Annotated in this window: 23 protein-coding genes; 16 read left to right on the plus strand and 7 right to left on the minus strand. The window is 72.8% G+C overall.

Features of this window, described 5'->3' with window-relative positions:
* Positions 1 to 27: 27 nt before the first annotated feature.
* On the minus strand, positions 28 to 936 hold the full coding sequence (locus OG470_RS26425; RefSeq protein ID WP_328416446.1) for a hypothetical protein: 909 nt from the start codon (positions 934 to 936) through the stop codon (positions 28 to 30).
* Positions 937 to 1,067: 131 nt separating this feature from the next.
* On the opposite strand from OG470_RS26425, the gene OG470_RS26430 reads away from it, so the two are divergent.
* Positions 1,068 to 2,222: a sensor histidine kinase gene (locus OG470_RS26430; protein ID WP_328416447.1), complete on the plus strand. Its 1,155-nt coding sequence runs from the start codon at positions 1,068 to 1,070 to the stop codon at positions 2,220 to 2,222.
* Positions 2,219 to 2,824: a response regulator transcription factor gene (locus OG470_RS26435; RefSeq protein ID WP_328416449.1), complete on the plus strand. Its 606-nt coding sequence runs from the start codon at positions 2,219 to 2,221 to the stop codon at positions 2,822 to 2,824. Before OG470_RS26430 ends, OG470_RS26435 begins: the two co-directional genes overlap by 4 nt.
* Before the next feature lie 95 nt (positions 2,825 to 2,919).
* On the opposite strand, the gene OG470_RS26440 is transcribed toward OG470_RS26435, so the two are convergent.
* On the minus strand, positions 2,920 to 3,858 hold the full coding sequence (locus OG470_RS26440) for an SMP-30/gluconolactonase/LRE family protein (protein ID WP_328416451.1): 939 nt from the start codon (positions 3,856 to 3,858) through the stop codon (positions 2,920 to 2,922).
* A gap of 109 nt (positions 3,859 to 3,967) precedes the next feature.
* Between OG470_RS26440 and OG470_RS26445 the strand changes: the two genes are divergently transcribed.
* The 3 genes from OG470_RS26445 to OG470_RS26455 all read left to right on the plus strand — a co-directional run bounded on the left by OG470_RS26445 (position 3,968) and on the right by OG470_RS26455 (position 5,401).
* Positions 3,968 to 4,435, plus strand: coding sequence for an Lrp/AsnC family transcriptional regulator (locus OG470_RS26445; RefSeq protein ID WP_328416453.1), 468 nt, complete (start codon positions 3,968 to 3,970; stop codon positions 4,433 to 4,435).
* 9 nt (positions 4,436 to 4,444) lie between these two features.
* Positions 4,445 to 4,966, plus strand: a complete 522-nt coding sequence (locus OG470_RS26450; RefSeq protein WP_328416455.1) for a 2'-5' RNA ligase family protein — start codon at positions 4,445 to 4,447, stop codon at positions 4,964 to 4,966.
* 63 nt (positions 4,967 to 5,029) lie between these two features.
* Positions 5,030 to 5,401 (plus strand): hypothetical protein, encoded by a 372-nt coding sequence (locus OG470_RS26455; protein ID WP_328416457.1) that lies wholly within the window; start codon positions 5,030 to 5,032, stop codon positions 5,399 to 5,401.
* A gap of 5 nt (positions 5,402 to 5,406) precedes the next feature.
* On the opposite strand, the gene OG470_RS26460 is transcribed toward OG470_RS26455, so the two are convergent.
* The 3 genes from OG470_RS26460 to OG470_RS26470 form a co-directional block, all read right to left on the minus strand.
* Positions 5,407 to 6,258: a hypothetical protein gene (locus tag OG470_RS26460; RefSeq protein ID WP_328416459.1), complete on the minus strand. Its 852-nt coding sequence runs from the start codon at positions 6,256 to 6,258 to the stop codon at positions 5,407 to 5,409.
* A 101-nt stretch (positions 6,259 to 6,359) separates the two neighbouring features.
* Entirely contained in the window at positions 6,360 to 7,052 is a 693-nt protein-coding gene (locus OG470_RS26465) for a hypothetical protein (RefSeq protein ID WP_328416461.1), read from the minus strand.
* A 467-nt stretch (positions 7,053 to 7,519) separates the two neighbouring features.
* A complete protein-coding gene (locus tag OG470_RS26470) occupies positions 7,520 to 9,745 on the minus strand; it encodes a family 43 glycosylhydrolase (protein ID WP_328416462.1) in 2,226 nt (741 codons plus the stop codon).
* Positions 9,746 to 9,874: 129 nt separating this feature from the next.
* Here OG470_RS26470 and OG470_RS26475 point away from each other — a divergent pair, with 129 nt between their 5' ends.
* The 7 genes from OG470_RS26475 (at position 9,875) to OG470_RS26505 (ending at position 16,878) form a co-directional block, all read left to right on the plus strand.
* Positions 9,875 to 10,618, plus strand: a complete 744-nt coding sequence (locus tag OG470_RS26475; protein WP_328416464.1) for an ArsR/SmtB family transcription factor — start codon at positions 9,875 to 9,877, stop codon at positions 10,616 to 10,618.
* A 314-nt stretch (positions 10,619 to 10,932) separates the two neighbouring features.
* Positions 10,933 to 11,889, plus strand: coding sequence for a cytochrome P450 (locus OG470_RS26480; protein ID WP_328416466.1), 957 nt, complete (start codon positions 10,933 to 10,935; stop codon positions 11,887 to 11,889).
* Positions 11,886 to 12,683 (plus strand): isocitrate lyase/PEP mutase family protein, encoded by a 798-nt coding sequence (locus OG470_RS26485; protein ID WP_328416468.1) that lies wholly within the window; start codon positions 11,886 to 11,888, stop codon positions 12,681 to 12,683. The genes OG470_RS26480 and OG470_RS26485 overlap by 4 nt, the downstream gene beginning before the upstream one ends.
* 178 nt (positions 12,684 to 12,861) lie before the next feature.
* Complete coding sequence (locus OG470_RS26490; RefSeq protein WP_328416469.1) at positions 12,862 to 13,830, plus strand: DUF5715 family protein; 969 nt, start codon at positions 12,862 to 12,864, stop codon at positions 13,828 to 13,830.
* A 4-nt stretch (positions 13,831 to 13,834) separates the two neighbouring features.
* On the plus strand, positions 13,835 to 15,424 hold the full coding sequence (locus OG470_RS26495; protein WP_328416471.1) for an asparagine synthetase B family protein: 1,590 nt from the start codon (positions 13,835 to 13,837) through the stop codon (positions 15,422 to 15,424).
* A gap of 77 nt (positions 15,425 to 15,501) precedes the next feature.
* Positions 15,502 to 16,332, plus strand: a complete 831-nt coding sequence (locus OG470_RS26500) for a MerR family transcriptional regulator (protein WP_328416473.1) — start codon at positions 15,502 to 15,504, stop codon at positions 16,330 to 16,332.
* A 69-nt stretch (positions 16,333 to 16,401) separates the two neighbouring features.
* Positions 16,402 to 16,878, plus strand: a complete 477-nt coding sequence (locus tag OG470_RS26505) for a DUF1203 domain-containing protein (protein WP_328416475.1) — start codon at positions 16,402 to 16,404, stop codon at positions 16,876 to 16,878.
* A 40-nt stretch (positions 16,879 to 16,918) separates the two neighbouring features.
* Here OG470_RS26505 and OG470_RS26510 read toward each other — a convergent pair whose 3' ends face one another.
* A complete protein-coding gene (locus OG470_RS26510; RefSeq protein ID WP_328416477.1) occupies positions 16,919 to 18,151 on the minus strand; it encodes an SLC13 family permease in 1,233 nt (410 codons plus the stop codon).
* A gap of 181 nt (positions 18,152 to 18,332) precedes the next feature.
* Here OG470_RS26510 and OG470_RS26515 point away from each other — a divergent pair, with 181 nt between their 5' ends.
* Positions 18,333 to 19,331: a carcinine hydrolase/isopenicillin-N N-acyltransferase family protein gene (locus OG470_RS26515; RefSeq protein WP_328416479.1), complete on the plus strand. Its 999-nt coding sequence runs from the start codon at positions 18,333 to 18,335 to the stop codon at positions 19,329 to 19,331.
* Positions 19,332 to 19,428: 97 nt separating this feature from the next.
* Here OG470_RS26515 and OG470_RS26520 read toward each other — a convergent pair whose 3' ends face one another.
* Positions 19,429 to 20,874 (minus strand): LVIVD repeat-containing protein, encoded by a 1,446-nt coding sequence (locus tag OG470_RS26520; protein WP_328416481.1) that lies wholly within the window; start codon positions 20,872 to 20,874, stop codon positions 19,429 to 19,431.
* Between the two features lie 138 nt (positions 20,875 to 21,012).
* Between OG470_RS26520 and OG470_RS26525 the strand changes: the two genes are divergently transcribed.
* From OG470_RS26525 to OG470_RS26535, 3 genes are read left to right on the plus strand one after another with little or no spacing between them, the layout of a single operon-like run.
* A complete protein-coding gene (locus OG470_RS26525) occupies positions 21,013 to 21,714 on the plus strand; it encodes a DUF305 domain-containing protein (RefSeq protein WP_328416483.1) in 702 nt (233 codons plus the stop codon).
* 34 nt (positions 21,715 to 21,748) lie between these two features.
* Complete coding sequence (locus OG470_RS26530; RefSeq protein WP_328416485.1) at positions 21,749 to 22,960, plus strand: sensor histidine kinase; 1,212 nt, start codon at positions 21,749 to 21,751, stop codon at positions 22,958 to 22,960.
* Positions 22,957 to 23,622: a response regulator transcription factor gene (locus OG470_RS26535; RefSeq protein WP_328416487.1), complete on the plus strand. Its 666-nt coding sequence runs from the start codon at positions 22,957 to 22,959 to the stop codon at positions 23,620 to 23,622. The genes OG470_RS26530 and OG470_RS26535 overlap by 4 nt, the downstream gene beginning before the upstream one ends.
* Positions 23,623 to 23,635: the final 13 nt, after the last annotated feature.

Consider the following 23,635-nt stretch of genomic DNA (forward strand, 5'->3'; position numbering starts at 1 on the left):
CGACCGCCCATGCCGGCCCGCGGTTGGTCAGCCGCCGGTGGTCAGGATCGCCAGGATCATCACGCCGGCGAGCGTCGCGTCCAGCACCCCGCACCACTCGGCGTAGCCGCGCGGCACCACCCGGCCGGTGCGGTGGTGCACCAGGTCCCACCCGGCATGCGCCAGCCAGCCGAACGCCACCAGCCACGCGCCGGTCCGTCCGCCGGCCGTGACCGCGACCAGCGTCAGGGCGACCCAGCCGGCCAGGCCGGCCAGTTGGGTGGCGAGCACGCCCGGACCGCGCAGCGTGCGGCGGACCACACCGATCAGCAGGTAGCCGCCGGGCAGCGCCAGCATCGTCCAGGGGCTGAGCACCTGCGGGTCGAACACCATGTCCAGGCCCATGAGCAGCGCCAACCCGGTCGGCCAGCGGCGGGCGAGCGCCACCACGGCCGGGTGTCGGCGTACCGGCGCGGGCGCCTCGTGCCGATGCCGCACCGCCACCAGCACCATCGCCGGCACCATCAGCAGATGGCCACCGAGCAGCATCGCGTCGGCGTCCAGCAGGCCGGCCCACATCGGCGCGAACAGCAGCAGGAAGGGGACGTACATGGCGGCGGCCATCTCGCCGACCGCGCTCCATCGGTGCGCCCGGTAACGCATCCACACCGTCATACCCACGGTCATGTTGGTGGCCATCACCAGCGCGGCCACCTCCGGTCGATCCAGCGGTCCGGCCAGCCCCAGTGCGGCACCGGCCAGGTCCCACCACGGGGCGAGCAGCAGCATCCCGGCGACCATCGCGAGCGCCATCTCGGCGAGGTGCCACAGCAGCCGCCGCGAACGGCCGGCCGCCGTCGTGGCCGGCGTCGTGCCCGGTGCTGCCGGCGAGTCGGCCGGCAGCGACCCGTTCGGTGGTACGGCCAGGGTGTCGGAGTGCGTCCGTGTCGTTTCCATGCCGTAGACCCTGCCCGCGTCCCGGCGCGGTGGGCAGGCTCGTCCGTCACCGGAAAACCGTGCGTTTTGCACGGTCCAACCGTGACAACCGCAGGGGTGGATCGGGCGTCGGGCGGTCCTAGGATCGGTGCGTGGCGAGCGAGGCGGTGACTCCCCGGGCGGACCGCCGGCTGCACCGGGCCCGGCAGGCGACGCTGCTGTCGCTGGCCACCGGCGTCTGGGCGACCGCCCTGCTGCCGGCCGTCGGGCTGAGCCGCGAGCCGGACCCGGGCCGCGTCGCACTCGGCGCGGTCGGCATCCTCGCCTTCGTGGCCACCCAGACCGCCGTGCTGTACGCCGCCGTGACGCCGTGGCTCGACCAGCGCTGGCGGCGTCGCGCCCAGCTGGGCCTGGCCGGGGTGGCGGTGCTGACCGTCCCGCTGGTGGGGCCGGTGGCGGCCGGTGTCTGGCCGACCTGGGCGTGGCTGGGTGCCTCGCTGATCGGGATGGCGCCACTGCTGGTCCGCCTCCCGGCCGGGCTGGCGGTCGCGGCCGGGGTCCTGCTGGTGTCGCTGGGCGTAGGGTGGTGGACCGGCGGATCGGTCTGGCAACACCTGGCCGTGACCGGCGGGGTCGGGGTGGGCATCGCCGCGGTCAACGGGTTCCAGGTCTGGTTCTGGGACGTGCTCGTGGAGGCCCGGCAGGGCCAGGCCGCCCAGGCCCGGCTGGCCGCCGCCGAGGAGCGGCTGCGCTTCGCCCGAGACGTGCATGACGTGCTGGGGCACAGCCTCACGGTGATCGCGTTGAAGGCCGAACTCGCCGCGCGGCTCGCCCACGTCGACCCGGAGCGGGCCGGCCGGGAGGCCACCGAGGTGCAGCGCCTCGCCGCGTCCGCGCTGACCGAGGTGCGGGAGACCGTGCACGGCTACCGGGCCGTCGACCTCGGCGAGCAGTTGGCCGCCGTGGTGGGCGTACTACGTTCCTGCGGCGTGCGCTGCACGGTCGTGCCGCCGCCGGCCGACCTGCCGCAGCGCGCGGCCACCGAGCTGGCGGCGGTGCTGCGCGAGGCGGGGACGAACGTGCTGCGGCACAGCCGGGCCGACTGGTGCCGGATCCACATCCACCGGGAGGACGACGTGGTCAGGATGACGGTGGCCAACGACGGCGCCGACGGGCGGGGCCCGGACGGGCACAGCCACGGCCTGCGCGGGCTGGTCGACCGGCTCGCCGCCGCCGGCGGCGAGCTGCGGGTGCGCCGGGAGGACGCAGTGTTCACGCTCGAGGCCACCGTGCCGGTGGCGTCGTGATCCGCGTCCTGCTCGCCGACGACGAGGATCTGATCCGGGTCGCGGTCGGCGCGCTGCTCGCTCTGGAGCCGGACATCGAGGTGGTGGCCCACGCCGCCGACGGCCCGGCGGCGGTCACCGCGACACTGGCGCACCGCCCCGACGTGGCCGTGGTGGACCTGGAGATGCCTGGCCTGGACGGCATCGGAGTCGCCGCCGAGCTGACCCGCGCCCGCCCCGAATGCGGGGTGGTCGTGCTCACCGGGCACGGCCGTCCGGGGCACCTGCGCCAGGCGTTGACCGCCGGCGCCCGGGGGTTCCTACCCAAGGGCTCGCCTGGCAGCGCGCTCGCCGACGTGATCCGCCGCGTGCATGCCGGCGGCCGGTACGTCGACCCGTCGCTGGCCGCCGACGCGCTCACCCTGCCCGCGTGCCCCCTGACCCCCCGCGAGCTGGAGACACTGCGGCTGGCCGAGTTCGGCGCCCCGATCGCGGTGATCGCCCGCCGGGTGCACCTGTCCACCGGCACCGTGCGCAACCATCTCTCCGCCGCAGTGCAGAAGCTCGGCGCGTCCGACCGCGCCGAAGCGATACGCACCGCCCGCAACAACGGCTGGCTCTAACCCCCCCCAACTTCCCCCCCGGGTCCGCGCTGACGCGTCCGCTCCGGTGATCATGAAGTTAGCGACGTCGGTGCCGGCGTGTCGTGACGCTAACTTCATGATCGACGCGGGGGCGGGCCAGCGGGAGCGGGGTAGCGGGCGCCGTTGAAGGTGACTCGGAGCGCGTACACGGAGTTGCCGGCGGTGATGAACAGGTGGTTCCGTCTCGGGCCGCCGAAGGTGAGGTTGGCGACCGATTCGGGCAGCAGGAGTTTCCCGATGAGGGTGCCGTCGGGGTCGAAGCAGTGCACACCGTCCCAGGCTGCGGCCCACACCCGCCCGGCGTCGTCGACGCGGATGCCGTCGAAGCGGCCGAAATCGCATTCGGCGAAGACCTTCCCGCCGGTCAGAGCGCCGTCGGCGGTGACGTCGAAAACGCGGATGTGGCTGGGTTCCTGTCGGGTGTCGACGATGTAGAGCTGCTGCTCGTCGCCGGAGAAGGCCAGGCCGTTGGGGCGGCAGAAATCGTCGGCGACGATGCGCAGGTCGCCGGTGGCCGGGTCGAGGCGGAACACGTAGCAGCCACCGTCGAACTCGTTGTCGCCCCTGTTGCCCTCGTAATCGGAGTCAATGCCGTAGCTCGGATCGGTGAACCAGATCGTGCCGTCGGCGCGTACCACGACATCGTTGGGGCTGTTGAGCCGCCGACCCTGGTGGCGGTCGGCGAGGACGGTGATCGTGCCGTCGTGCTCGGTGCGGGTGACTCGCCGGTTGCCCTGCTCGCACGTGACGAGCCGGCCCTGGCGGTCCACTGTGTTGCCATTGGCGTAGCCCGAGGCGTGGCGGAAGACGCCGACCGCGCCGGTGCACTCGTCCCAGCGCAACAGCCGGTCGTTGGGGATGTCGCTCCACACCAGGTACCGGCCGGCTGGAAAGTAGGCCGGACCTTCGGTCTTGCGTGCGCCCGTGTACAGCCGTTCGGCGACGAAGTCGCCGTCGAGGTAACGGAACCGCTCGTCGAGCAGGTGGAACTGTGCGGGAACGGTCTCGGTCATCGCCGCGCCTCCTGGATCTCGTGCACCACGTTCGGCCAGATCCTAGTCGCGCCGAACCTGATAAGGTCAACAGGCGCACTGGGCAGATCACATCTCGGGGAGCGGCTTCGTGGTAGATGACATCGACCGAGCGTTGTTGGCGTGCCTGCAGCACGACGCCACCCAGTCCTACGCCGTGCTGGGGAAGGCGGTGGGTCTGTCCGCCGGCTCGGCGCACGAACGGGTGCGCAAGCTGCGCGAACGCGGGGTGATCCGCCGCACCACCATCGACGTCGACCCGGCCGCCGTGGAGCGCGGCGTGTCGGCCTTCGTGATGGTCGACGGCAACACGTGGATGGGTGACACACGGGAAGCGCTCTCGGCCATACCCGGCATCCAGGAGGCGCACATCATCGCCGGCGCGGCCTCGCTGCTGGTGAAGATCCGCACCGCGACCACCGAAGACCTGCAGGCGGCGCTCCGCAGCATCTTCGACATCGGCGGAGTGACCAGCACCCAGACCATCGTCGTGCTCGAGACATTCTTCGAACGTCCGGTGAGCGTCCTCGATGGGAGCACCGAACCGCAGCCGGGCTAGCGTGCGGGGGTGCGTACGGTCGAGTTGATCTGTTCGGTGGAGCTGGACGACGCGGTCCGGACCGCCTGGGACCGGTTGGCCGCGGCCGGACTGCCCAGCCTGGCGCGCAACATCCACCCGACCAACCGGCCGCACCTCACCCTCGCGGCGGTGGACGAGTTCCCGCCCGGCGCCGAGCATCGCCTGGCCGAGCTGTTCGACGCCGCGCTGCCGGTGCCGGTCACGCTCGACCGCGTCGTCGTTCTCGACGGCAGCGCGCCGTTGGTCTGGCTCGTCCGACCCACACGCGCGCTGTCCACGCTGCACGCTGCCGTGTGGGACGTGCTCACCGACGCTGCCGGACATCGTCCGTGGCACGCGCCGGGGGCGTGGGTGCCGCACCTGAGCCTGGCGCTGCGGTTCCGCAACGCGGACCTGCGGCTCGCCCGCGCCGTCGCCGGCGGTCAGCGGCCGACGGGCGCGTTCGTCGCGGGCCGCAGCTACGACGGCACGGTTCGGACCGTGACGCCGCTGACCCGCCAGCGACGCTGATCTCCCGCGACCGTCCGGTTCGGATACTGTCGTGGCGCCGTCATCGGAGGGGGGGTGGTCCGGGTGCGGGACGTCGGCTACTTCAGGGATCTGCCGCACGGCGATTCGGCGGAGATCAGCCTGCGGGACGCTCGCGGCAGTCTCGTCGAACACCTCGTCGCTCCGGTGGTCGGCTATCTCACCGGCGGCTGCACGCTCGCCGCGGCGGCAGGTTACGCGTTCGACGAACTGCACCCGGCGCGGCCCGAGATCGCGCCACTCGCCATCCTCACCGACCGCGAATGGTCGTGGCCGAACGATCTTCCGTATTACGTGGAGACGTATCGGGTGGGTCTACCGGAGGAATTCCTCCGCCACGCAGAGGCTCTCGGTTGGCGTCCTCCGCAGCTGACCGCTCAGCGACTCGCGGAGATCGCTGGGGAGCCGGACGACTGAGCTGTTCAGCGGTCATCGGCTGCCGGCCGCCGCAGGTCGGCCTCGGAGCGCGGCAGGCGGGTCCAGTGCGCAACGGTGGCGTCGTCCGGGACCGGCGCGTTCGGGCCTGTGGAGGCTTCGGCCTGGCGTACGCGGCCGATGATGTCGGCCGGCCCGTTGGTGCCGAGCAGTTGCAGTACGCCGCGCCAGTCCGTCAGGCCGTACGGGCTGACGATGCGGCTGGCGCCGTTGCTCAGCAGAGTGACGCTGTCCAGGTCGGAAATCGGCCGGCTGCCGGTTACCGCCTCGTGCGCCGCCTGAGGGTCGTCCTTCGCAAGCCAGTAGCCACCGGGCTGGTTCCGGCGAGCCCGCAGCGCCTCGGCGCAGGCGTCTCGGATGCGGTCGTACTCCGGCGTTCCCCGGGGAACGCCATTTAGGGGCGCCGAGCAGATGCGCCTGGCGGTTACCTCACGTTCGTCGGTGAGGGCCTGCGGCCCGTCGCTGGCCCGGTCGAGGATGAGGAAGGAGTCCGCCAGCAGGAGATAGTCCAGACGGTCGCGGTGGGCGCGGACCATCAGAACGGTCGCCTGCGGGCTGCTCGGGTTCGTGATGTCGCAGGTGTCCCGGTGGTCGGCGGCTATCTCGCCGATCGCGGCGGCCAGGATCGCCGCGAGGTCCCGCCCGTCGGTACGTGACAGCCCGCCGAGCAGCGCGCCGCCGAGACGGTGCGTGTACCAGGTGACACCGTGGGAGCAGAGCGACTCGGTTCCCGGGATGCCGGCGCCGTCCAGCAGCACCGCGGCATCGGGAACAGCGCCGAAGAAGTCCTCGTTCGGCCGGCCGGGCCTACCGGCGCTGGTCGCCATGCTGACGCGCACTCGTGGGCTCCTCGGTCAGGGACAGCAGAGATGACAATCGGGCATTGCCGCCGCACCTGACTTCTTCGGCCGCTGTCGCTCGGCCTGGTGAGCCGCGGGCCTCAGTTGCTGCCCCCACCACCATCGCCGCCCCCGCCATCGCCTCCGCCACTCAACTCGCCGCCACCACCGCCGCCTGCACCACCGGCGTAGCCGTGGCGGCCGTCGTTGAAGGGCAGATCGCCGCGGATGCCGCGTGGCCTGAGCCGCTTGCCCTGCCCTGCGAGGTGTTGCAGGCAGACCAGGTTGGAACCCGGGAAGCACTCGCCACGCCCTCCGCAATCGGCCAGGTAGCGGTTGCCATCTCGGAGGCAGAGCTCCTGGTCCACCCGGAACAGCAAGGGAAGGTCGGTTGGGCCACAACCCTCGTCCCGGCGGCCGTGGCTCAGCGTGGCCAGCAGCAGGGGCGTGCGATTGGTATTGACCGGGTCAGCGCTGATCTCAGACCTCGGCTGATGGTGCAGAAAGCCCCCGAACGCGGCGTCGCAGAAGGCGGCGTAATCCCGCGCATGCAGGGTCAGCTCCTGCCACAGATCGTTTACGACCACCGACGGCATCGAAAGCTTCGTGCTGGAATGGCGGACGATGAGCCGGAACCACTGTCGGGTCGCGGTTTCGACCAGGCGAATGTCGTCGTCGCTGAGGTGGGGATACTGATTCTGTAGACGCTGACGCCCGCTGGCAGGAAACTGCAGGTCGGCAACGGCGCGAAGTCGGTGAGCAGTGCGGTCGTTTCTGAGCCTCGTCCAGATCATGCGGCTACTTCTATCCGCCCGGGGTGCGAGCGCTAGGGCCCGACTCGCCAAAGTGGCGTCGCGGCCCCTTCAGAGTACGACAGTAGGCAAGAACGGCATTCGACGCAGAAATTGATCTCTTGGAACGGGCTGGGTCTGTCGTCCCCGCAGGACTTCCCGATTACCGGTATCGACACTCACACTCAGCCTCGGGAGGCTGCCGCGGGCCGAACAGAGCAGGCATCATGGTGGCCGTGAACGCTGCCAACCCCGATTGGGTGACCATCGCGACCTATGACAACACACCTGGCTGTCCGCAGCCGATGGCTGCCGTCCGCGCTTGACTGCGGGACCGGGGCATCGACTGGATGCCCTTCGGGTCGAACGACATCTACTGGGGCCTTGCCTGCGGCATCGGTGACGCTCGGACAGGGAGGAAGGGTCCCCTGTACAACAGTGGGCGTTGACAGGGGACCCTTCCGCACGCCTCAGCGGTAGAAGCGCAGGTAGTCGAACTCGGCGGTCACCGGGGGCGCGGCGCCGCCGTGCGCGACCAGCCCGATCCGGGGAGTGGTGTCGGCCGGGAAGGTCCACACCGCACCCCACGTCCAGGTACGCCCGTCCCGGCTGGACCCGGCCCGGAACTCGTGCTCCCCGGTGACCGGGTCGACGTGGTGCGCCAGCCGCAACCAGGTGGTGGTGGCCGGGGTGCCGACGATGCTGCCGCCGTACACCGGCTGGCCGGCGAAGGGCAGCTCATAGCCGTACTCGACCTGCCGGGTGTTCCAGATCGCCACCTGAGCCAGCCGGGCGAACCGGTCGTCGTCGACGTACGCGACCAGCCCGGACTGCTGGTAGTTGCGGACCGTCTCCTCGCCCAGATCCAGCGTCACCCGGGTCTCGGCGACGTAGTCGCCGCTGGGCGCGTCGCGCAGCAGCACACCGGCGGTGTTGCCGGTGCCGGTCAGGTCGGCGGCCTGCACGGGCCAGCGCAACGCGCCACCGGAGACGGTCGCCGCCGGGTCCTCGCGTACCCACCGCCAGTCGGCGTCCAGCCCGTCGCTGAACTCGTCGGAGTACGCCCGCAGCGGCGCTCCGACACGGGGCTCGGGCACCGCCCGCTTCGCCGGCTCGTACAGCCGGACGGCGCTGACATTGTCGAACTCGGCGGCGCCGCCGGTGGCGGTCAACCCGGGCCGGCCGGCAGCCGGGCGGTCCAGCCGCAGCGACACGACGGCGAGTTGGTCACCGAGCCGGGCCGGGCTCAGCTCGGCGACCAGGTTCCGGTCGCGTACCTCGACGGCCAGGTTGTGCTGGTCGGCCGAGGCGAAGCCGGCGGGCAGCGGCGCGGTGGCCCGCCGGTCGCCGTCGCGGGCCACCAGCAGGCCGCCGGCCGCGTCCACCCGTACCTCGACCCGGTCGCCGAGGGTGATCCCGGCGGCGGCCGCGCCGGTGAGCCGCAGGTCGGCCTCCGCCCGCACGTCCCCGCCCACGGTGGTACGGCTGGTCAGCGCGCCGCTGCCGGTGAGCCGACCGTCGGCGACCCGCCACTCGCCGGCGGACCGTCGCCAGCCGGCCAGCCCTGCGGTGTCGAACCGGTCGTCGACCGGGCCGGTGGTCACCGGTGCGGGCCGGGTGCCCTCGGACGGCCCGGCGCCGGCGTTCACCGTCGGCCAGCCGTCGATCCAGTCCAGCCGGTCCAGCAACATCGGGCGTTCGTTGATGCCGAACGGCTCGTCCAGGTACGGGTCGGCGCGGTCGATGGCGTGGTAGACGATCCAGTCCTGGCCGGACAGGTCGGTGAGGAACCCGTTGTGGCCGGTGCCGATCCACCGGTTGCCGTTCTGGGTGAGCACCGGTGTGCCGCCGGCCCGGGACGCGGTCAGCGCCACGCCGTCCCGGTCGGTGAAGGGGCCGCGCGGGGTGCGCGCCCGTCCGACCTGGACGGAGTAGCCGGTGGCCGGGCCGGCGCAGCAGTTCGCGGTGGAGGCGAACAGGTAGTACCAGCCGTCGTGGCGCAGCACGTAGCTGCCCTCGAACTTGTTGTCGACGGCCACCAGGGTCGGCGTGCCGACCGCGGTCAGCCCGTCCGGGCTCAGCTCGGTGACCGAGATGCCGCCGTAGTAGCTGCCGTAGTAGAGATAGCTGCGGCCGTCGACGTCGGTGAACTGGCTCGGGTCGATGGTCCACAGGTAGCCACCACCGCCGCCGGGGCGCGGGGCGACAACCGGCTGCGTGGCGAAGGTCCACGGCCCGGTCGGGCTGGGGGCGGTGGCCGCGCCGATCGCGTAGTCGCTGCCCTCGGTGGAGACGGTGGTGTCGGTGACCGTCACGTACATGACCCACCGGTCGCCGAGGCGGCGCACGTCCGGTGCCCAGTACGCCGCGCCGGGCGCTGCGTAGGGCGGGCGCTGGTCGGGGCCGAACGCATCCCCGACGTACGTCCAGTCGACCAGGTCGGCCGAGCGGGCCGTGGGCACCCGATGGAACTCGCGCTCACCCTCGCGCAGCGGGTCGGTCGTGCCGTAGGCGTACCAGAAGCCGTCGTCGCCGCGAACGATGACCGGGTCGGCGAAGGTGTCGCCCACGGCGGTGGAGATCGGATTTCGGTAGCGGGACGGGCCGTCGGAGCCGGCAGCGGGCGCAATCGGGGACGCGGCCAGGATCAGGCCGAGCGCGGCGGCGAGCGCGCCGCCGCGGCGGAGGTGTCGCATATGGACCTGCCTCGGGGGAGTGGGCGGTGTGTGCCCTCGTTCTTACAACGATGGATACAACGTTGTAAAGGGCTGGACATCCGCACCCCGGTTGCCCGTGCGGCACCGGGTCGGGGCGATGATGGGGCGATGAGCGCTGTCACCGAGGGCCGGGGGATGGCGGAGTTGGCCGCCCTGTTGGCCGACGGCACCCGGGCCGGCATCTGCCTCGCGCTGCTCGACGGCCGGGCCTGGACGGCTGGCGAACTGGCCCGGCGGGCCGGGGTCGCGCCGTCCACGGCCAGTGACCACCTCACCCGGCTGGTCCGGGGCGGGCTGCTGGTCGAGGAGCGGCAGGGCCGGCACCGCTACCTGCGGCTGGCCGGGCCGTCGGTGGCCCAGCTGATCGAGAACCTGGTCGGGCACGCCCCGGCCCCACCCGCGCCAACCGGGTCGCTGCGCGCCGCCAGCACCGGAGCTGCCCTGGCGTACGCCCGGACCTGCTACGACCACCTCGCCGGGCGGCTCGGCGTGCTGATGTACGACGCGCTGCTGGCCGACGGACGGCTGGACCGGGCCAGCGGACTGACGCTGACCCCCGACGGGTGGGCGTGGGCCGCCGGGCTGGGCGTACCGGTGGACGTGCTGCGCACCGCCCGACGCCCGGTGGTCCGCGACTGCCTGGACTGGACCGAGCGCCGGTCGCACCTGGCCGGGGCGCTCGGCACGGCGCTCTGCCGGCGCTTCGCCGAGCTGGGCTGGACCGCCCCGGGCGCAGGCCGCGCGGTCCGCCTCACCGCGACCGGCCGGCCCGCCCTCGCCGCGACCCTGGCCATCCCCGAAGAAGCCCTCACCCCCACCCAACCCCCGACGCCCACCAGCGGCCGCGCCTGACCCCCCGGCCGCCGGGTCAGACGGAGCGGTGGACGCAACATCCTGGATTTAGTGGCCTCGGCGCGCGCGGAGGCCACTAAATCCAGGATCGAGCACGATCTTGGCGGCGCGGCGCGGCGCGGGGTGGCGCGGGGTGTGGCGGCCGGTTCGGTCCTGCGCGGTGCGGGGTGGCGCGGGGCGGGCATTGTTCGGTGGGGGGCGAACGGTCGGGATTCTAACGTCGGGCGGTGACTGACACCTGGCCTGTTGTTCCGCCCGCTGCCGGGACGCCGGCTTGTGGGCCGCCCACCTTCGAACCTGACGGCAGTTGGTGGGTGACGCGGCACGCCGACGTCCGGACGGCGCTGACCGACCCGGCCTTCCGTGTGCCGGCCGTCGACACCGGTCCGCCCGGCACCCTCGCCTGGCTGCGCGCCACGGTCAGCCGGTTCAGCCCGCCGGAGCGGCACGCCGAGCGCCGGGCGATCGGGGTGACCGCGCTGGCCGCGCTGGATCCGGACGAGCTGCGGCAGGAGGCGGCCGGGCTGACCGCCGCAGCCCTGGACCGGGCCGGAGACCGCCTCGACGTGATGCGCGAACTGGCCAGGCCGGTGCCGCTGCGGGTGCTGGCCGGCCGGCTCGGCTTCGGCGATCCGGCCGCCGCCGGGACGGCGGTCGAGGCCGTCGCCGCCGCGTACCACCCCGGGGTCGACCCGGCGCTGCTCGGTCGGGCCGACCGGGCGGTGGCGGCGCTGCTCGTGCTCTCGGCGCCGGCCCCGCCGGAGGTACGGGCGAACCTGATCGGCCTGCTGGTCCAGGCGTGCGACGCCACCGCCGGCCTGATCGGCGCCGCCGCCCACCACCTGCTGTCCCCACCCGCCCGCCGGCCGGCCGGTGACCCGGCGGGCTCGGGGACCGCCGCACTGCTGGCCGAGGTACTGCGGCTCGACCCGCCGGTCCGGGCCACCCGTCGGGTCACCACCGCCGGGGTACGGCTGGGCGGGCAGGACCTGCCGCCGGGTAGCGCGGTGCTGCTCCGGTTCGACGCGGCCAACCGCGATCCGCGCGCGTTCGCCGATCCGGAGGCGTTCCGACCCGACCGGCCCGCCGCGGAGCTGCTGACCTTCGGCGCGGGGGAGCGCGGCTGCCCGGGTGACCGGCGCGCCCTGGCCCTCGCCACCGGGGTGCTCGGCGTGCTGCGCCAGCGCTGCCGGCGTATCGAAGCCGACCTGCGCCACGGGCCCCATCCGACCCTGCGCGTTCCGGCGATCCTGGAGGTGACCGCCCGATGACCGACCGCCGTGCGGCGTTCCGCGCCCTGCACCACGCCGGCCGACCCTTCTTGCTGCCGAACGCCTGGGACCACGCCTCGGCGGCGGCGCTCGCCGCGCGCGGCCATCCGGCGATCGGCACCACCAGCCTCGGGGTCGCAGCGGCAGCCGGGCGACCCGACGGCGTGGCGGCCACCGGCGCGGAGACCCTGGCCCTGGCCCGCCGGCTCGCCCGGCTGTCGGTGCTGCTCACCGTCGACGTGGAGGCCGGGTTCGCCGACGACCCGGCGGCGGTCGCCGGGTACGTGACGGAGCTGGCCGGGCTTGGCGCCGTCGGGATCAACCTGGAGGACGGGCGCGCCGACGGCACCCTGGCCGATTCCGAGTGCATCGCCGACAAGATCGCGGCGGTGAAGGCGGCGGTGCCGGACCTGTTCGTCAACGCCCGCACCGACACCTGGTGGCTCGGGGTGGCCGACCCGCTGCCGCAGACCCTGTCCCGGGCTCGGACCTACCGGGCCGCCGGCGCTGACGGGATCTTCGTGCCCGGCACCGTCGACCTGGCGACCCTGCGGGTGCTCACCGAGCGGATCGATGCGCCGCTGAACGCGCTGTACCAACCGGGCGGGCCGGGACTGGACGAGTTTGGCCGGGCCGGGGTGGCCCGGGTCAGCACCGGCTCCCTGCTGTTCCGGGCCGCGCTGGCCGCCGCGGTCGCGACCGCCGACGCGGCCCGTGCCGACGGGTTTGTCGCGTCGCCGGGTCTGCCGTCGTACGCCGAGGTGCAGGGCCTGGTGGCGGCGGACGGCGACTGACGGGCCCGGCCCCGCCCCCGGCGGTGGTTCGTCACCGCGCGCCGCGCCTGCCGGGCGTCAACCAGCCCGCTCCCTTCGGGGTGGATAGGAGGATTGTTCGGTCCATTCCGGTCCCGCTGATTACGGTGTGTTTAGGGCGATCCACCGAGAGTCGTGACCGGAGAAAGGGACCCCCGTCATGCGAGTGCCCAGCCGTAGCCCCGGACAGCAGCCCGGCCCGCCCGTATCGCCCACCGCCCCGGCCCGTCGCCGGCCGTCCGGCACCACCCCTCGCCGCCTTCCCGCCACCGACCCGGATCTGGTCGCCTACCGGGCGGCCGTCGCGGAACTGCTCGTCGAGGTGGGCGCCCTGGCCGACGCGACCAGCACCCGCGCCCGACAGGTGCTCATCGATGAGCGGCTGCGCGAACCGGCGCTCGCCGCGGTGCTCGACGCCACGCCGCAGGGTCTGATCGGAGCGCGCGAGACGCTGCTGCTGGAGATGGCCCGCTACCAGCCGAACGAGCGCACCTCGGCGCGGGACCTCACCGCGCTGGTCCGGATCTACCTGCTCTCCCGCATTGACGTGCTGTGGTGGCAGGACGCTCCCACCTTCGTCACCGACGACCAGGTCAACGGCAGCAGCGACCTCGTCGACCTGGAATGGCTGCGCCGCCGTGACCTGTTGCGCTTCCGCTATCAGGAGCAGCCCTCCACCGTGCTGGGCCGGGCAGCGCGCGGGCTACGTCGCCGGCTGCGGCCGGACGCCACCCCACGCACCGCCGGGCTGCTGTTCCGGCGCGCCCGGCGGGAGGTGGTGGCGCTGCTCAACGACATCGGACGGGAGTTCGCCGCAGCCACGCCGCCGGCCACCCCGCCACTCTGGGTGACCAGCCTGGTCCGCAGCACCGAGCACCAGTACCGGCTGCGTCGGCTGGGCTACGCCGCGATGCTGCCCAGTGGGCACTGCCTCGGCTACTCGATGGACGTCGAACTCGCCTGGTACGAGCGCTTCGGCGCGCGGGACACGCTGGCGGAGCTGCTGCTGGCGCGGCAGGAGGCCGGCGAGCTCAACGTGATCGACGAGGGACAGGCCTGGCACCTGTGTCTCGCGCCCACCGCCCGGCGCCGGCTGCGCCGGGCGTACGAGTCCGAGATGGGGGTCTGAGTCGATGTGCGGTATCGCGCTGAGCATCGGCCCCGAAGCCGACCCGACGACCTTCCGGCGGATGCTCGCCGTCCTCGCCTCCCGCGGTGAGGTCACCGAGACCCGGTCCGAGAACGGGCTGCTCGCCGGCACCCGCCGGCTGCGGGTGGTGGACCGGGACCGGGCGGTGCAGCCGTGGACGTCGAACCACGAGCGCTGGCTGCTCTGCTTCAACGGCGAGATCTTCAACCATCGGGAGCTGCGCGCGCAGCTGAGCCGGCTCGGGCAGGTGTTCCGCACCGAGGGTGACACCGAGGTGCTGCTCGCCGCGTTCCAGCAGTGGGGCGAGGCGGCGGTGACCCGGCTGCGCGGCGAGTACGCCTTCGCGGTCGTCGAGCGTGCCACCCGGCGCGCGTACGTGGCCCGCGATCCGCTCGGGGTGAAGCCGCTGTACTGGTCCCGCCGACCCGGCTGCCTGCACCTCGCCTCCGAGGTCAAGGCGTTGGTCGGGCACGGCGTCCCGGTCAACGAGGTGCCACCCGGGCACCACGGCTGGGCGGATTCGGACGGGCACGTACGGCTGCACCCGTTCGTCGACCTGCTCACCATCGGCGACGGGCTGCCGGTCATCGACGACCCGGACGAGGCCGCCCTGCTCGTCCGTGCCGCGCTGACCGATGCGATCCGGATGCGGGTGGACACCGACCTCACCGTCGGGGTGGTGCTCTCCGGCGGCCTGGACAGCTCGTTGACGCTGCGGCAGGTGCGGGACATACACCCGGACTGCGTCGCGGTGACCGTCGGCGTCCCGGACAGCCCCGACGTGACGTACGCCCGGCGGCTCGCCGCCGACCTCGTCGTGCCGCACGAGGTGATCGAGCTGCGCCCACGCGACATCCGGCTCGCCCACGTGCGCGAGGCGATCCGGATCTCCGAGCTGACCGAGTACGGCGACATCATCAACGCGGTGATCTCGGTGCCGATCTTCCGGCGACTGCGTGACCTGGGGGTCAAGGTGGTCCTCACCGGCGACGGCTCCGACGAGCTTTTCGGCGGGTACCCGATGTACCACCAGGTCGGGCCGACCGCGTCCCGTCGGCTCTTCCTGCACCGCATCCGCAACCTGTGCCGCACGGAGTTGCAGCGGGTCGACCGGGCCGCCATGGGGTACGGGGTGGAGGCCCGGGTGCCGTTCCTCGACCTCAGCGTGGTGGAGCTGGCGATGCGGCTGCCGCTGGAGCTGAAGCTGCGCGACGGGCAGGACAAGTGGATCGTCCGGCGGGCTTTCGCCGACGTGCTGCCGGACTACATCCGGCGTCGGCCGAAGAACCCGATGTCGTACTCCTCGGGTTTGCACGAGCGGGTCCGGCTGTACAAGCCGCTCTTCGCCCGGCTGCACCGCTCGTTCGGCTACGACCTGCTGGAGCCGGTCCGTCGCGACTTCGACACCGTGCTGACCCGGTGCGGCAACGACCTGGACCGGGCCATCGCCGACGGGCTGACCCGGCCGGACTACACGGTGCTGGAGCATGCCCGCGATCTGGTCGGGGCGGCGAAGTGGAACGCCGCGCCGGTGGTCCGCCGGCTGGTCGGCCCCCGTCCGGCCCGCCGCTGAGCGGTGCCCCGCCGCACCGCCGGCAGGTGCGGGCCGCTTGACTCTGACACGGTGTCAGGGACGAGCGTGGGGGGACCATGTTCACCATCGGAGACTTCGCCAGACTCGGCCGGGTGTCGGTCCGGATGCTGCGCCACTACGAAAGCATCGGGCTGCTCCGCCCGGCCAGCGTCGACCCGCACACCGGTTACCGGTTCTACCGCGCGGACCAGCTACGCCGGCTCAACCGGGTGATCGCCCTCAAGGATCTGGGTCTCACCCTCGATCAGGTGCGGGCGATCCTCGACGACGCCGTCGACGTCGCCGAGCTGCGCGGGATGCTGCGGCTGCGCCGCTCCGAGCTGGCGGCCCGCCTGTCCGCGGACACCGCCCGGTTGGCGGCCGTCGAGGCGAGGCTCCGGACGATCGAGTCGGAGGGAACGATGACAACCCAGGACGTCGTACTCAAGGAGACCACGGCGGTCCGCGTCGCGGAGCTGACCGCCGTCGCGCCCAGTTACCAGACCGAGGACATCGGCCCGGTGATCCAGCCGCTCTACCCGGAGCTGTTCCGCCGCCTGGACGCCGCCGGCATCCACCCGGCCGGGCCCGCCATCGCCTGGTACGAGCCGGCCACGGCGGCCGGCGGCGAGGCGGTCGTCGTGCACGCCGGGGTCACCGTCGCGGTCGAGGCGTCAACGGCCGGGGAGGTCGCCGTGGTCGACCTGCCCGCGGTGGCCACCGCCGCGACGATCATCCACCACGGTGCGATGGACGACGTCGAACAGAGCATGCAGACGCTCGCCCGGTGGATCGAGGAGAACGGCTACCGCACCGACGGCTTCGCCCGCGAGGTGTACCTGGACTACTGCCAGGACACCCCGGAGAAGGGCGTGACCGAACTCCAGCTCGCCGTGTACCGGGACTGAGCCCTGACCGCCCAGCGCCAGGTCCGATCGCCGCCAGCATCCGCGCCGTCGCCGGGCCAGGCTGGATGGATGACGAACAGCACGACGTTCCACGTCCACGCCCTGCCGGCCGCGGCGCTCGACACCGTCCGCCGCACCGGCCGCGACGCCGCCGACCAGCCCGTCGAGGCGCGCCTGGCCGGTGGCGGAGAACCGCTGCGCTGCTGCCTGCGCGATGCCGAGGAGGGGGAGGCGCTGCTGCTCTTCGGCTACCCGCCGCCGGGCACCGCCGGCCCGTACCGGGAAATCGGCCCGGTCTTCGCGCACGCCACCGCCTGTCCGGGCCCGGACTCCGCGGGCAGCCACCCGCCGGCCTGGCGGGGGCGACCCCAGGTCCTGCGGGCGTACGACCGGCAGGGCCGGATCCACGGCGGTCGGCTGCACGACGGCACGGACCCCGAGGCGGTGATCGCCGAGCTGTTCGCCGACCCGGCGGTGCACCAGCTGCACAGCCGCAACGTGGTGTACGGCTGCTTCATGTTCGCCGTGGAGCGGGCCGCCGGGTGACCTCGGCCGGAGGCAGCGCGATCGGTCGGGCGGCCGGCGCTCAGCTCATCAGCAGCAGCGCGCCGACCGCGGCGAGCGTGCCGGTGACCGCGAGCAGGATGCTGGTCAGCACGAACCGGGTCAGCGGCACCGCCACCCCGGCCGCCCGACACCGCCCGAACCACAGCAGGGTGGCCAGCGACGCCCAGGGGGCGGCCAGTGGGCCGACGTTGGCGCCGATCAGCAGGGCCAGCAGACGGGTCTCATCGCCGATCGGCAGCACCGACTCTCCGGCCAGGTAGGCCGGCAGGTTGTTCACCCCGTTGGCCAGCAGGGCGCCCGTCCCGCCGGCGCGCAGCGCCCCGGCGGCACCGCCGTCGGCGCCGAGCAGACCGGCGACCAGGTCGTCCAGCCCGTACCGGCCGAGGGTCTGCACCATCAGGAACAGACCGGTGACGAAGAGCAGCAGCCGCAGCGGCACCAGACCTGGGCGCAGCGTGGCGGGGGAGCGGACGACGAAGCCGAGCAGCACCAGTGCGACCGCGACGGTGGAGGCGACGCCGATCTCCACTCCGGCGACGATGCCGGCGACGAAGAGCAGACAACCGGCCAGCGCGGTGCGGTGCAGCACCGGATCGGCGGGCACGTGGCGGGCCGGCGGAACGAAGCGTCCGCCGGCCGGCCGGTCCCGCCGCCACCAGGCGTACCAGAGCAGCACCATGGTGACCGCCACGGCGGCGAGCTGTGGCAGCGCCATCCGGGCCGCGTACGCCAGGGGTGCCAGACCGACCCGGTCGGCGGCCAGCAGGTTGGTCAGGTTGGACACCGGCAGCAGCAGGCTGGCGGTGTTGGCCAGCCAGACCGTGGTGACCGCGAGCGGGCCGGCCGGGACGCGCAGGCTGCGGGCCAGCGCGAGCAGCACCGGGGTGAGCAGCACAGCGGTGGTGTCGAGGTTGAGTACGAGGGTGGTCAGCGTGGCGAGGCCGCCGCAGAGCAGGAACAGGGCCGCCCAACTGCCCCGGGAGGCGATGGCCAGCCGGCTGGCCAGCACGTCGAAGACCCCGGCCACGGCGGTCAGCTCGGCCAGCACGATCACGGTGCCGAGGAACAGCAGCAGCGGCAGGATCCGGTGCAGGGTGTCGCTGGTCTCGGCACGGGGCAGCAGCCCGCTCACTGCGCAGGCCGCCCCGGCCACCGCGAGGAAGACCGCCACCAGGTCGAGCGGGTGGGGACGCCAGCGCGCGGTCGGCTCGGGCGGGGCGGGTGGCGCGTCGGCGGCGGCGGCTAGCTTCACGTCGGACCACGTTCGCATGATGTCCGGCCCGCCGCCCGCGCTGGACCCGTCGTGGTGACCAGCCCCACCAGCGCGGGGTCGGCGCGCTTCCGGCCCGTCGGGGTGGCCCGGTGCGGGGAACCCGACAGACCGCACCGGTGCGGTGGACAACCGTCGATCGGTCCCATAGCGTCCAACGGATATGCGGAGGACCCTGCCGGCCGCCACGATGGCCCTACTGCTTGCCCTGACCTCCTGCACCACGGCTGGGCCCAGTGGTGCGCCCAACTCGGTGCCGGACGACATGCCGAACGCCTCGCGACAGGACGCGGCCCAGGCCGAGCGGACCATGGCCAGTCTGCGCCGGGTGGACGACCTACCGCTGTACGAGATGACCTACGTCGGGGCGTACGACCCGACGGCGGGCACCGACGCGACCCCGTCCAGCCCGTTCGGTTGCTCGTTGTTCGTCGCCGCGGGCGACCCGGCCCGACCGTTGTTCGCCCGCAACTTCGACTGGGATGCCAACCCGGCGCTCGTGTTGCGGACCGATCCGCCGGACGGCTACGCGGCCATCTCGCTGGTCGACATCTCCTACCTCGGGGTCGGCGCGGATCCGACCGGTGACCGTCGGCTGCTCGACGCGCCGCTGCTGCCGTTCGACGGGATGAACGAGCGGGGCCTCGCGGTGGGGCTGGCCGCGGACGACGCGGCAACGGTCCGCGCCGACCCGGGCAAGCCCACCGTCGGCTCGGTGCGGATCCTGCGGCTGGTGCTGGACCGGGCTGCCACGGTCGACGAGGCGGTGGCCGTGTTCAGCCGGCACAACCTCGACTTCGACGGCGGACCGGCGCTGCACTACCTGCTGGCCGACGCGACCGGTGCGTCGGCGGTGATCGAGTTCGTCGACGGTGAGTTGCGGGTGGAGCGGGGCACGGGCAGCTGGCAGGCGCTGACGAACGTGCCGGTCGCCGGGGTCTCCGAGCAGCGGCGCCGCGAGGACCACCGGTACGGGCAGATCGCCGCCGCGCTGAGCCGGGCCGGCGGGGTGCTGGACGCCACCGCCGCGCACCGGGTGCTCGCCTCCGTCCGGCAGGGGCACACCCGCTGGTCGGTGACGTACGGCCTGCGCAGCGGCGAGGTCCGGCTGGTCACCGCCACCGGCGGCGGCGAGCGGCACTACCAGCTGCCGATGAGCTGATTCGCCGTACCCGCTGGAACGTGGCCGGGCCTGGCCCCCGAAATCGGGGACCGGGCCCGGCGTCGTGCGCGGTGCCTACCAGATCAGTGCTCGGTGCCTACCAGCTCAGGTAGCTGGGCTGGGTCTGCACGTTGAGCTCCTTGTACTTGACCAGCTTCGCCGTCCAGGTGCGCCAGTCGTTCAGCTCCAGGACGTCGAGGCCCTTCACCATGTCGTTGGAGTAGATGTGTCCGTTGTAGTAGTACGCGGACCAGGTGCCACCGCCGACGAACGTGTCGGCCGAGAGCGGACCGCGCTCCCAGAAGGCGATCTCCTTCGGGTTGGCCGAGTCGGTGAAGTCCCAGACCGAGATGCCGCCCTGGTACCACGCCTGGACCATGATGTCCCGCCCGAGCACCGGGATCAGCGAGCCGTTGTGCGCCACGCAGTTCTCGGTGTCCGCGTTGTTGCGGGGGATCTTGTAGTAGCTGCGGAAGTTCATCTTCCGGGCGTCACCGCGACCGGTGATGTCGTAGATGGCGTCCGCGCCACGGTTCGGGCCGATGGCCTCGTTGCAGGTCGCCGCGCCACCGCCACCCAGCTCGTCGGTGAAGATCACCTTGGTGCCGGAGTTGTTGAACGTGGCCGAGTGCCAGAACGCGAAGTTGGTCGTGTCCCGTACTCGGTTGATCACCCGGGGCGCCTCGCGGTTGCGGATGTCCAGCAGGATGCCGTCACCCATGCAGGCGCCGGCGGCCAGGTCCTTCTCCGGGTAGGCGGTGATGTCGTGGCAACCGGTGGTCGCCGAGCCGGTCCCGCTGCCCGGGAAACCGCCATCCGGGAAGAGGTTCGGCGTCGAGACCACGGCCGCGTCGGTGGGCTTCTTCAGCGGCACCTTGATGATGGAGATGGAGTCGTGCGGCGGCTGGCAGTCGGGGAACTCGGCCCGCGGGCTGTACGACGAGACGTACAGGTAGATCGCCTTGCGGTCCTTGCCCGGCACCAGGGTGTGGGTGTGCGAGCCGCAGGCGGTCTCGACGGACTTGATGTAGCGCGGGTTGGCCTTGTCCTTGATGTCGAAGACCTTGATGCCCTCCCACGACTGCTTCTCCGTCGCCGGCAGCCCCGTGCTGTTGCACGAGTCGTCGCTGCGCGGCGAGTCGGTGGAGAGGAAGAGTAGGTCACCGTGGATGGAGATGTCGTTCTGCGACCCCGGGCAGAGCACCCGGGACTTGACCGTCGGCGCGTTGGGCCGCGAGATGTCGTAGATGACGAAGCCGTTGTAGTTGCCGGCGAAGGCGTACTTGCCCTGGAAGGCGATGTCGCTGTTGGTCGCGTCCAGCGGTGCGACCTTGGGGACGTTGGCGATCTGGCGGAGGTTGGGGCTGCTCACGATCTCGTCGACGCCGGGGATCGTGTTCGCAGCGGCGGCCACTGGGGCCGACTGCGTCACGACCTGCGCGCTGCTTGCCGGGGCGACGAGGACGCTGGCGACGAGGAGGCCGGTGGCGGCGAGGGCCACGATCCGGAGTTGTCGTAACCGTGGCATGTGGAGTCTGATCATCGGCGAGGCCCTTCGCAAGGGGGAGACGATGGTTGGCACTTTACCGTCCAACGAAGAGCATCGATGTGACCTGGGTCACATCCTATCGTCTTCCTCAATGGATAACATCGCGATGACCTCGACCCCAGGGAGTGGCCCATGACCAGTCGGCGCGCACGGACCCTGGCGATCGTCACACTGGCGCTCCTGTTGCCGCTGGTGGCGTTCGTCGTTGTCCGCACAGGGGACGACTCCGGGACGCGCGCCGCGCAGCCGGTCTCCGCGCCCACCACCGCCGCGCCGACGGCCAGCCCCGTTCCCACCGACCTGACCGTGATCGCGCCCGGCCGCCCGGGCGAGTCGGCGTCCACCCGCGCGGCCCATGAGGTCCGCGACGCCGGCCCCGCCCCGCACAACTCATTGGACGTTTGGTTCGTACGGATGATGATCCCGCACCACGCGCAGGCCCTGGAGATGGCGGAGCTGGCGCCCGACCGGGCCGCCAACCCGACCATCCGCGCCCTCGCCGACCGGATCCGGGCCAGCCAGGGCCCGGAGATGGGCATGATGCGCGGCTGGCTGCAGACCCGTGGCCTCCCGGCGGAAGCCCCGGGGCACGACCACGGCAGCATGCGCGGAATGCAGTCACCGGAGGCGATGCGGCAACTGGCCGTCGCCCACGGTGCCGACTTCGACCGGCTCTTCGTCCGGATGATGACCGACCACCACGAGGGTGCCATCGAGATGGCCACCAACCTGCTCAAGGTCGGCTCCGACCTGACGCTCAGCGAGTTCGCCAACTCGGTCGCCACCGAGCAGACCGTCGAGATCGACCGGATGCGCGAGGTCCTCGGCGGCTGAGCGAGGGCGATCGGGTATCCGGCACGTACGCTGGGTGACCGTGAGACGCACGATGTTCGGTCGCCCGCTGCGCGGCATCGCCTTCGACGTGGCCGTCGCCGGCGCGGTGGCGCTCCTCGGCCTGGCCGGGGCCGTGAACCAGCCGGGCGGCTGGGCGGCCACCCTGGTCGGCGTGGGGATGGCGGTGGCCCTGCTGTTCCGCCGCTCGTACCCGAGCGCGGTGACCGTGGTGATCGCGGCACTCGCCCTGGTCCAGGTAATCGCACAGTGGGGTCCGCTCGCCTACGACGTCGCCGTCCTGATCGCGCTCTACAGCGTGGTGAAGTACGGCCAGCGGCTGCGCGACGGGGTGCTCGCCGGCGCGGTCGCCGCCGTTGGCGTGCTGCTCGCCGCCGCGCAGACCCCCGGCGTCATCAAGTGGTGGGTGACCGCGCTGTGGTACGCGCTGGTCACCGGCGCGGTCTGGCTGGTCGCGCTGAACGTGCGAACCCGCCGCCTCTACGTGCTCAGCCTGGAGGAACGGGCCAGCACCCTCGAACGCGAACGGGAGGCCGAGTCGCGGGCGGCGGTCGCCGAGGAACGCACCCGGATCGCCCGCGAGCTGCACGACGTGGTGGCGCACAGCATGGCCGTGATGATCGTCCAGGCGGACGGGGCGCGCTTCATGCTCGACCGCGACCCCGAGCAGGCCCGGACGGCGGTGAAGGTGGTCGCGGACACCGGCCGGCAGGCCCTGGAGGAGATGCGCCGGCTGGTCGGCGTCCTGCGGGACGCTGGTCCCTCCGGCGCGGCCGGTTCGGTGGTGGCCGCCGACCCGGAGCACCGCCGGCTGGCCCTGACCGAGCTGCCCGACCTGCTGGCCCGGTTCCGTGACGCCGGGCTGCGCATCCGGCACACCGTCGACGGCGAGCCGCCGGCGCTGCCGCCGGGGCTGGAGCTGACCGTCTACCGGGTCGTGCAGGAGGCGCTGACCAACGCGCTCAAGCACGCCGGCGTCGGTGCCGGCGTCGAGGTGACCCTGACGTACGCCGCCGACGCCGTCGTGGTCCGGGTGGTCGACGACGGTCGCGGCCGGCCCGTGGTCAGCCCGGCGCCGTCCGGCGGTCACGGCCTGCTCGGCATGCGGGAGCGAGTGACGGTGTACGACGGCAGCCTCACCGCCGGCCCCCGGCTGGCCGGGGGCTGGCAGCTCGAGGCCCGGCTACCGCTACCGTCGGACAGCGCAACGGAGGTGATCGCGGCATGACGGTCCGGGTGGTGATCGTGGACGACCAGGCGTTGGTACGCGCCGGGTTCCGGATGGTGCTGGACTCCCAGCCCGACCTGGAGGTGGTCGGGGAGGCCATCGACGGGGCGGACGCGCTGCGCGTGCTCGCCCGCACCGAGGCCGACGTGGTGGTGATGGACATCCGGATGCCGACCATGGACGGGGTCGAGGCGACCCGGCGGCTCTGCGCCGACCGCCCGGCCGGTCCACCCCGAGTGTTGGTGCTGACCACCTTCGACACCGAGGCGGACGCGTTCGCCGCGCTGCAGGCCGGGGCGAGCGGCTTCCTGCTCAAGAACGTCCCACCGGAGGAGCTGCTGGCCGCGATCCGGGTGGTGGCCGAGGGCGACTCGGTGGTCGCGCCGTCGATCACGCGGCGGCTGCTGGACCGGTTCGCCGGCCAGCTCGGCGCCGGCCCGACCGCCGACCCCCGGCTGGCGCAGCTCACCGAGCGGGAACGCGAGGTGCTGCTGCTGGTCGCGCAGGGGCTGTCCAACGCGGAGATCGCGGCGCGGGTGCACGTGGCCGAGGCGACGGTGAAGACCCACGTCGGGCGGATCCTGGCGAAGCTCCACCTGCGCGACCGGGTTCAGGCGGTGGTGCTGGCGTACGAGAGCGGGCTGGTCACGCCCGGCGGGTGACCCCGCGTACGAC

Origin of the sequence: Micromonospora sp. NBC_00389 (genome assembly GCF_036059255.1) — a bacterium.
Lineage (GTDB): Bacteria > Actinomycetota > Actinomycetes > Mycobacteriales > Micromonosporaceae > Micromonospora.

Excerpts from the sequence above, each read along its gene's own strand:
- OG470_RS26425 (WP_328416446.1), bottom strand. The coding sequence starts at position 936 with ATGGAAACGACACGGACGCACTCCGACACCCTGGCCGTACCACCGAAC.
- OG470_RS26440 (WP_328416451.1), bottom strand. The coding sequence starts at position 3,858 with ATGACCGAGACCGTTCCCGCACAGTTCCACCTGCTCGACGAGCGGTTC.
- OG470_RS26465 (WP_328416461.1), bottom strand. The coding sequence starts at position 7,052 with ATGATCTGGACGAGGCTCAGAAACGACCGCACTGCTCACCGACTTCGC.
- OG470_RS26470 (WP_328416462.1), bottom strand. The coding sequence starts at position 9,745 with ATGCGACACCTCCGCCGCGGCGGCGCGCTCGCCGCCGCGCTCGGCCTG.
- OG470_RS26475 (WP_328416464.1), top strand. The coding sequence starts at position 9,875 with ATGAGCGCTGTCACCGAGGGCCGGGGGATGGCGGAGTTGGCCGCCCTG.
- OG470_RS26485 (WP_328416468.1), top strand. The coding sequence starts at position 11,886 with ATGACCGACCGCCGTGCGGCGTTCCGCGCCCTGCACCACGCCGGCCGA.
- OG470_RS26490 (WP_328416469.1), top strand. The coding sequence starts at position 12,862 with ATGCGAGTGCCCAGCCGTAGCCCCGGACAGCAGCCCGGCCCGCCCGTA.
- OG470_RS26495 (WP_328416471.1), top strand. The coding sequence starts at position 13,835 with ATGTGCGGTATCGCGCTGAGCATCGGCCCCGAAGCCGACCCGACGACC.
- OG470_RS26500 (WP_328416473.1), top strand. The coding sequence starts at position 15,502 with ATGTTCACCATCGGAGACTTCGCCAGACTCGGCCGGGTGTCGGTCCGG.
- OG470_RS26505 (WP_328416475.1), top strand. The coding sequence starts at position 16,402 with ATGACGAACAGCACGACGTTCCACGTCCACGCCCTGCCGGCCGCGGCG.
- OG470_RS26515 (WP_328416479.1), top strand. The coding sequence starts at position 18,333 with ATGCGGAGGACCCTGCCGGCCGCCACGATGGCCCTACTGCTTGCCCTG.
- OG470_RS26520 (WP_328416481.1), bottom strand. The coding sequence starts at position 20,874 with ATGATCAGACTCCACATGCCACGGTTACGACAACTCCGGATCGTGGCC.
- OG470_RS26525 (WP_328416483.1), top strand. The coding sequence starts at position 21,013 with ATGACCAGTCGGCGCGCACGGACCCTGGCGATCGTCACACTGGCGCTC.
- OG470_RS26535 (WP_328416487.1), top strand. The coding sequence starts at position 22,957 with ATGACGGTCCGGGTGGTGATCGTGGACGACCAGGCGTTGGTACGCGCC.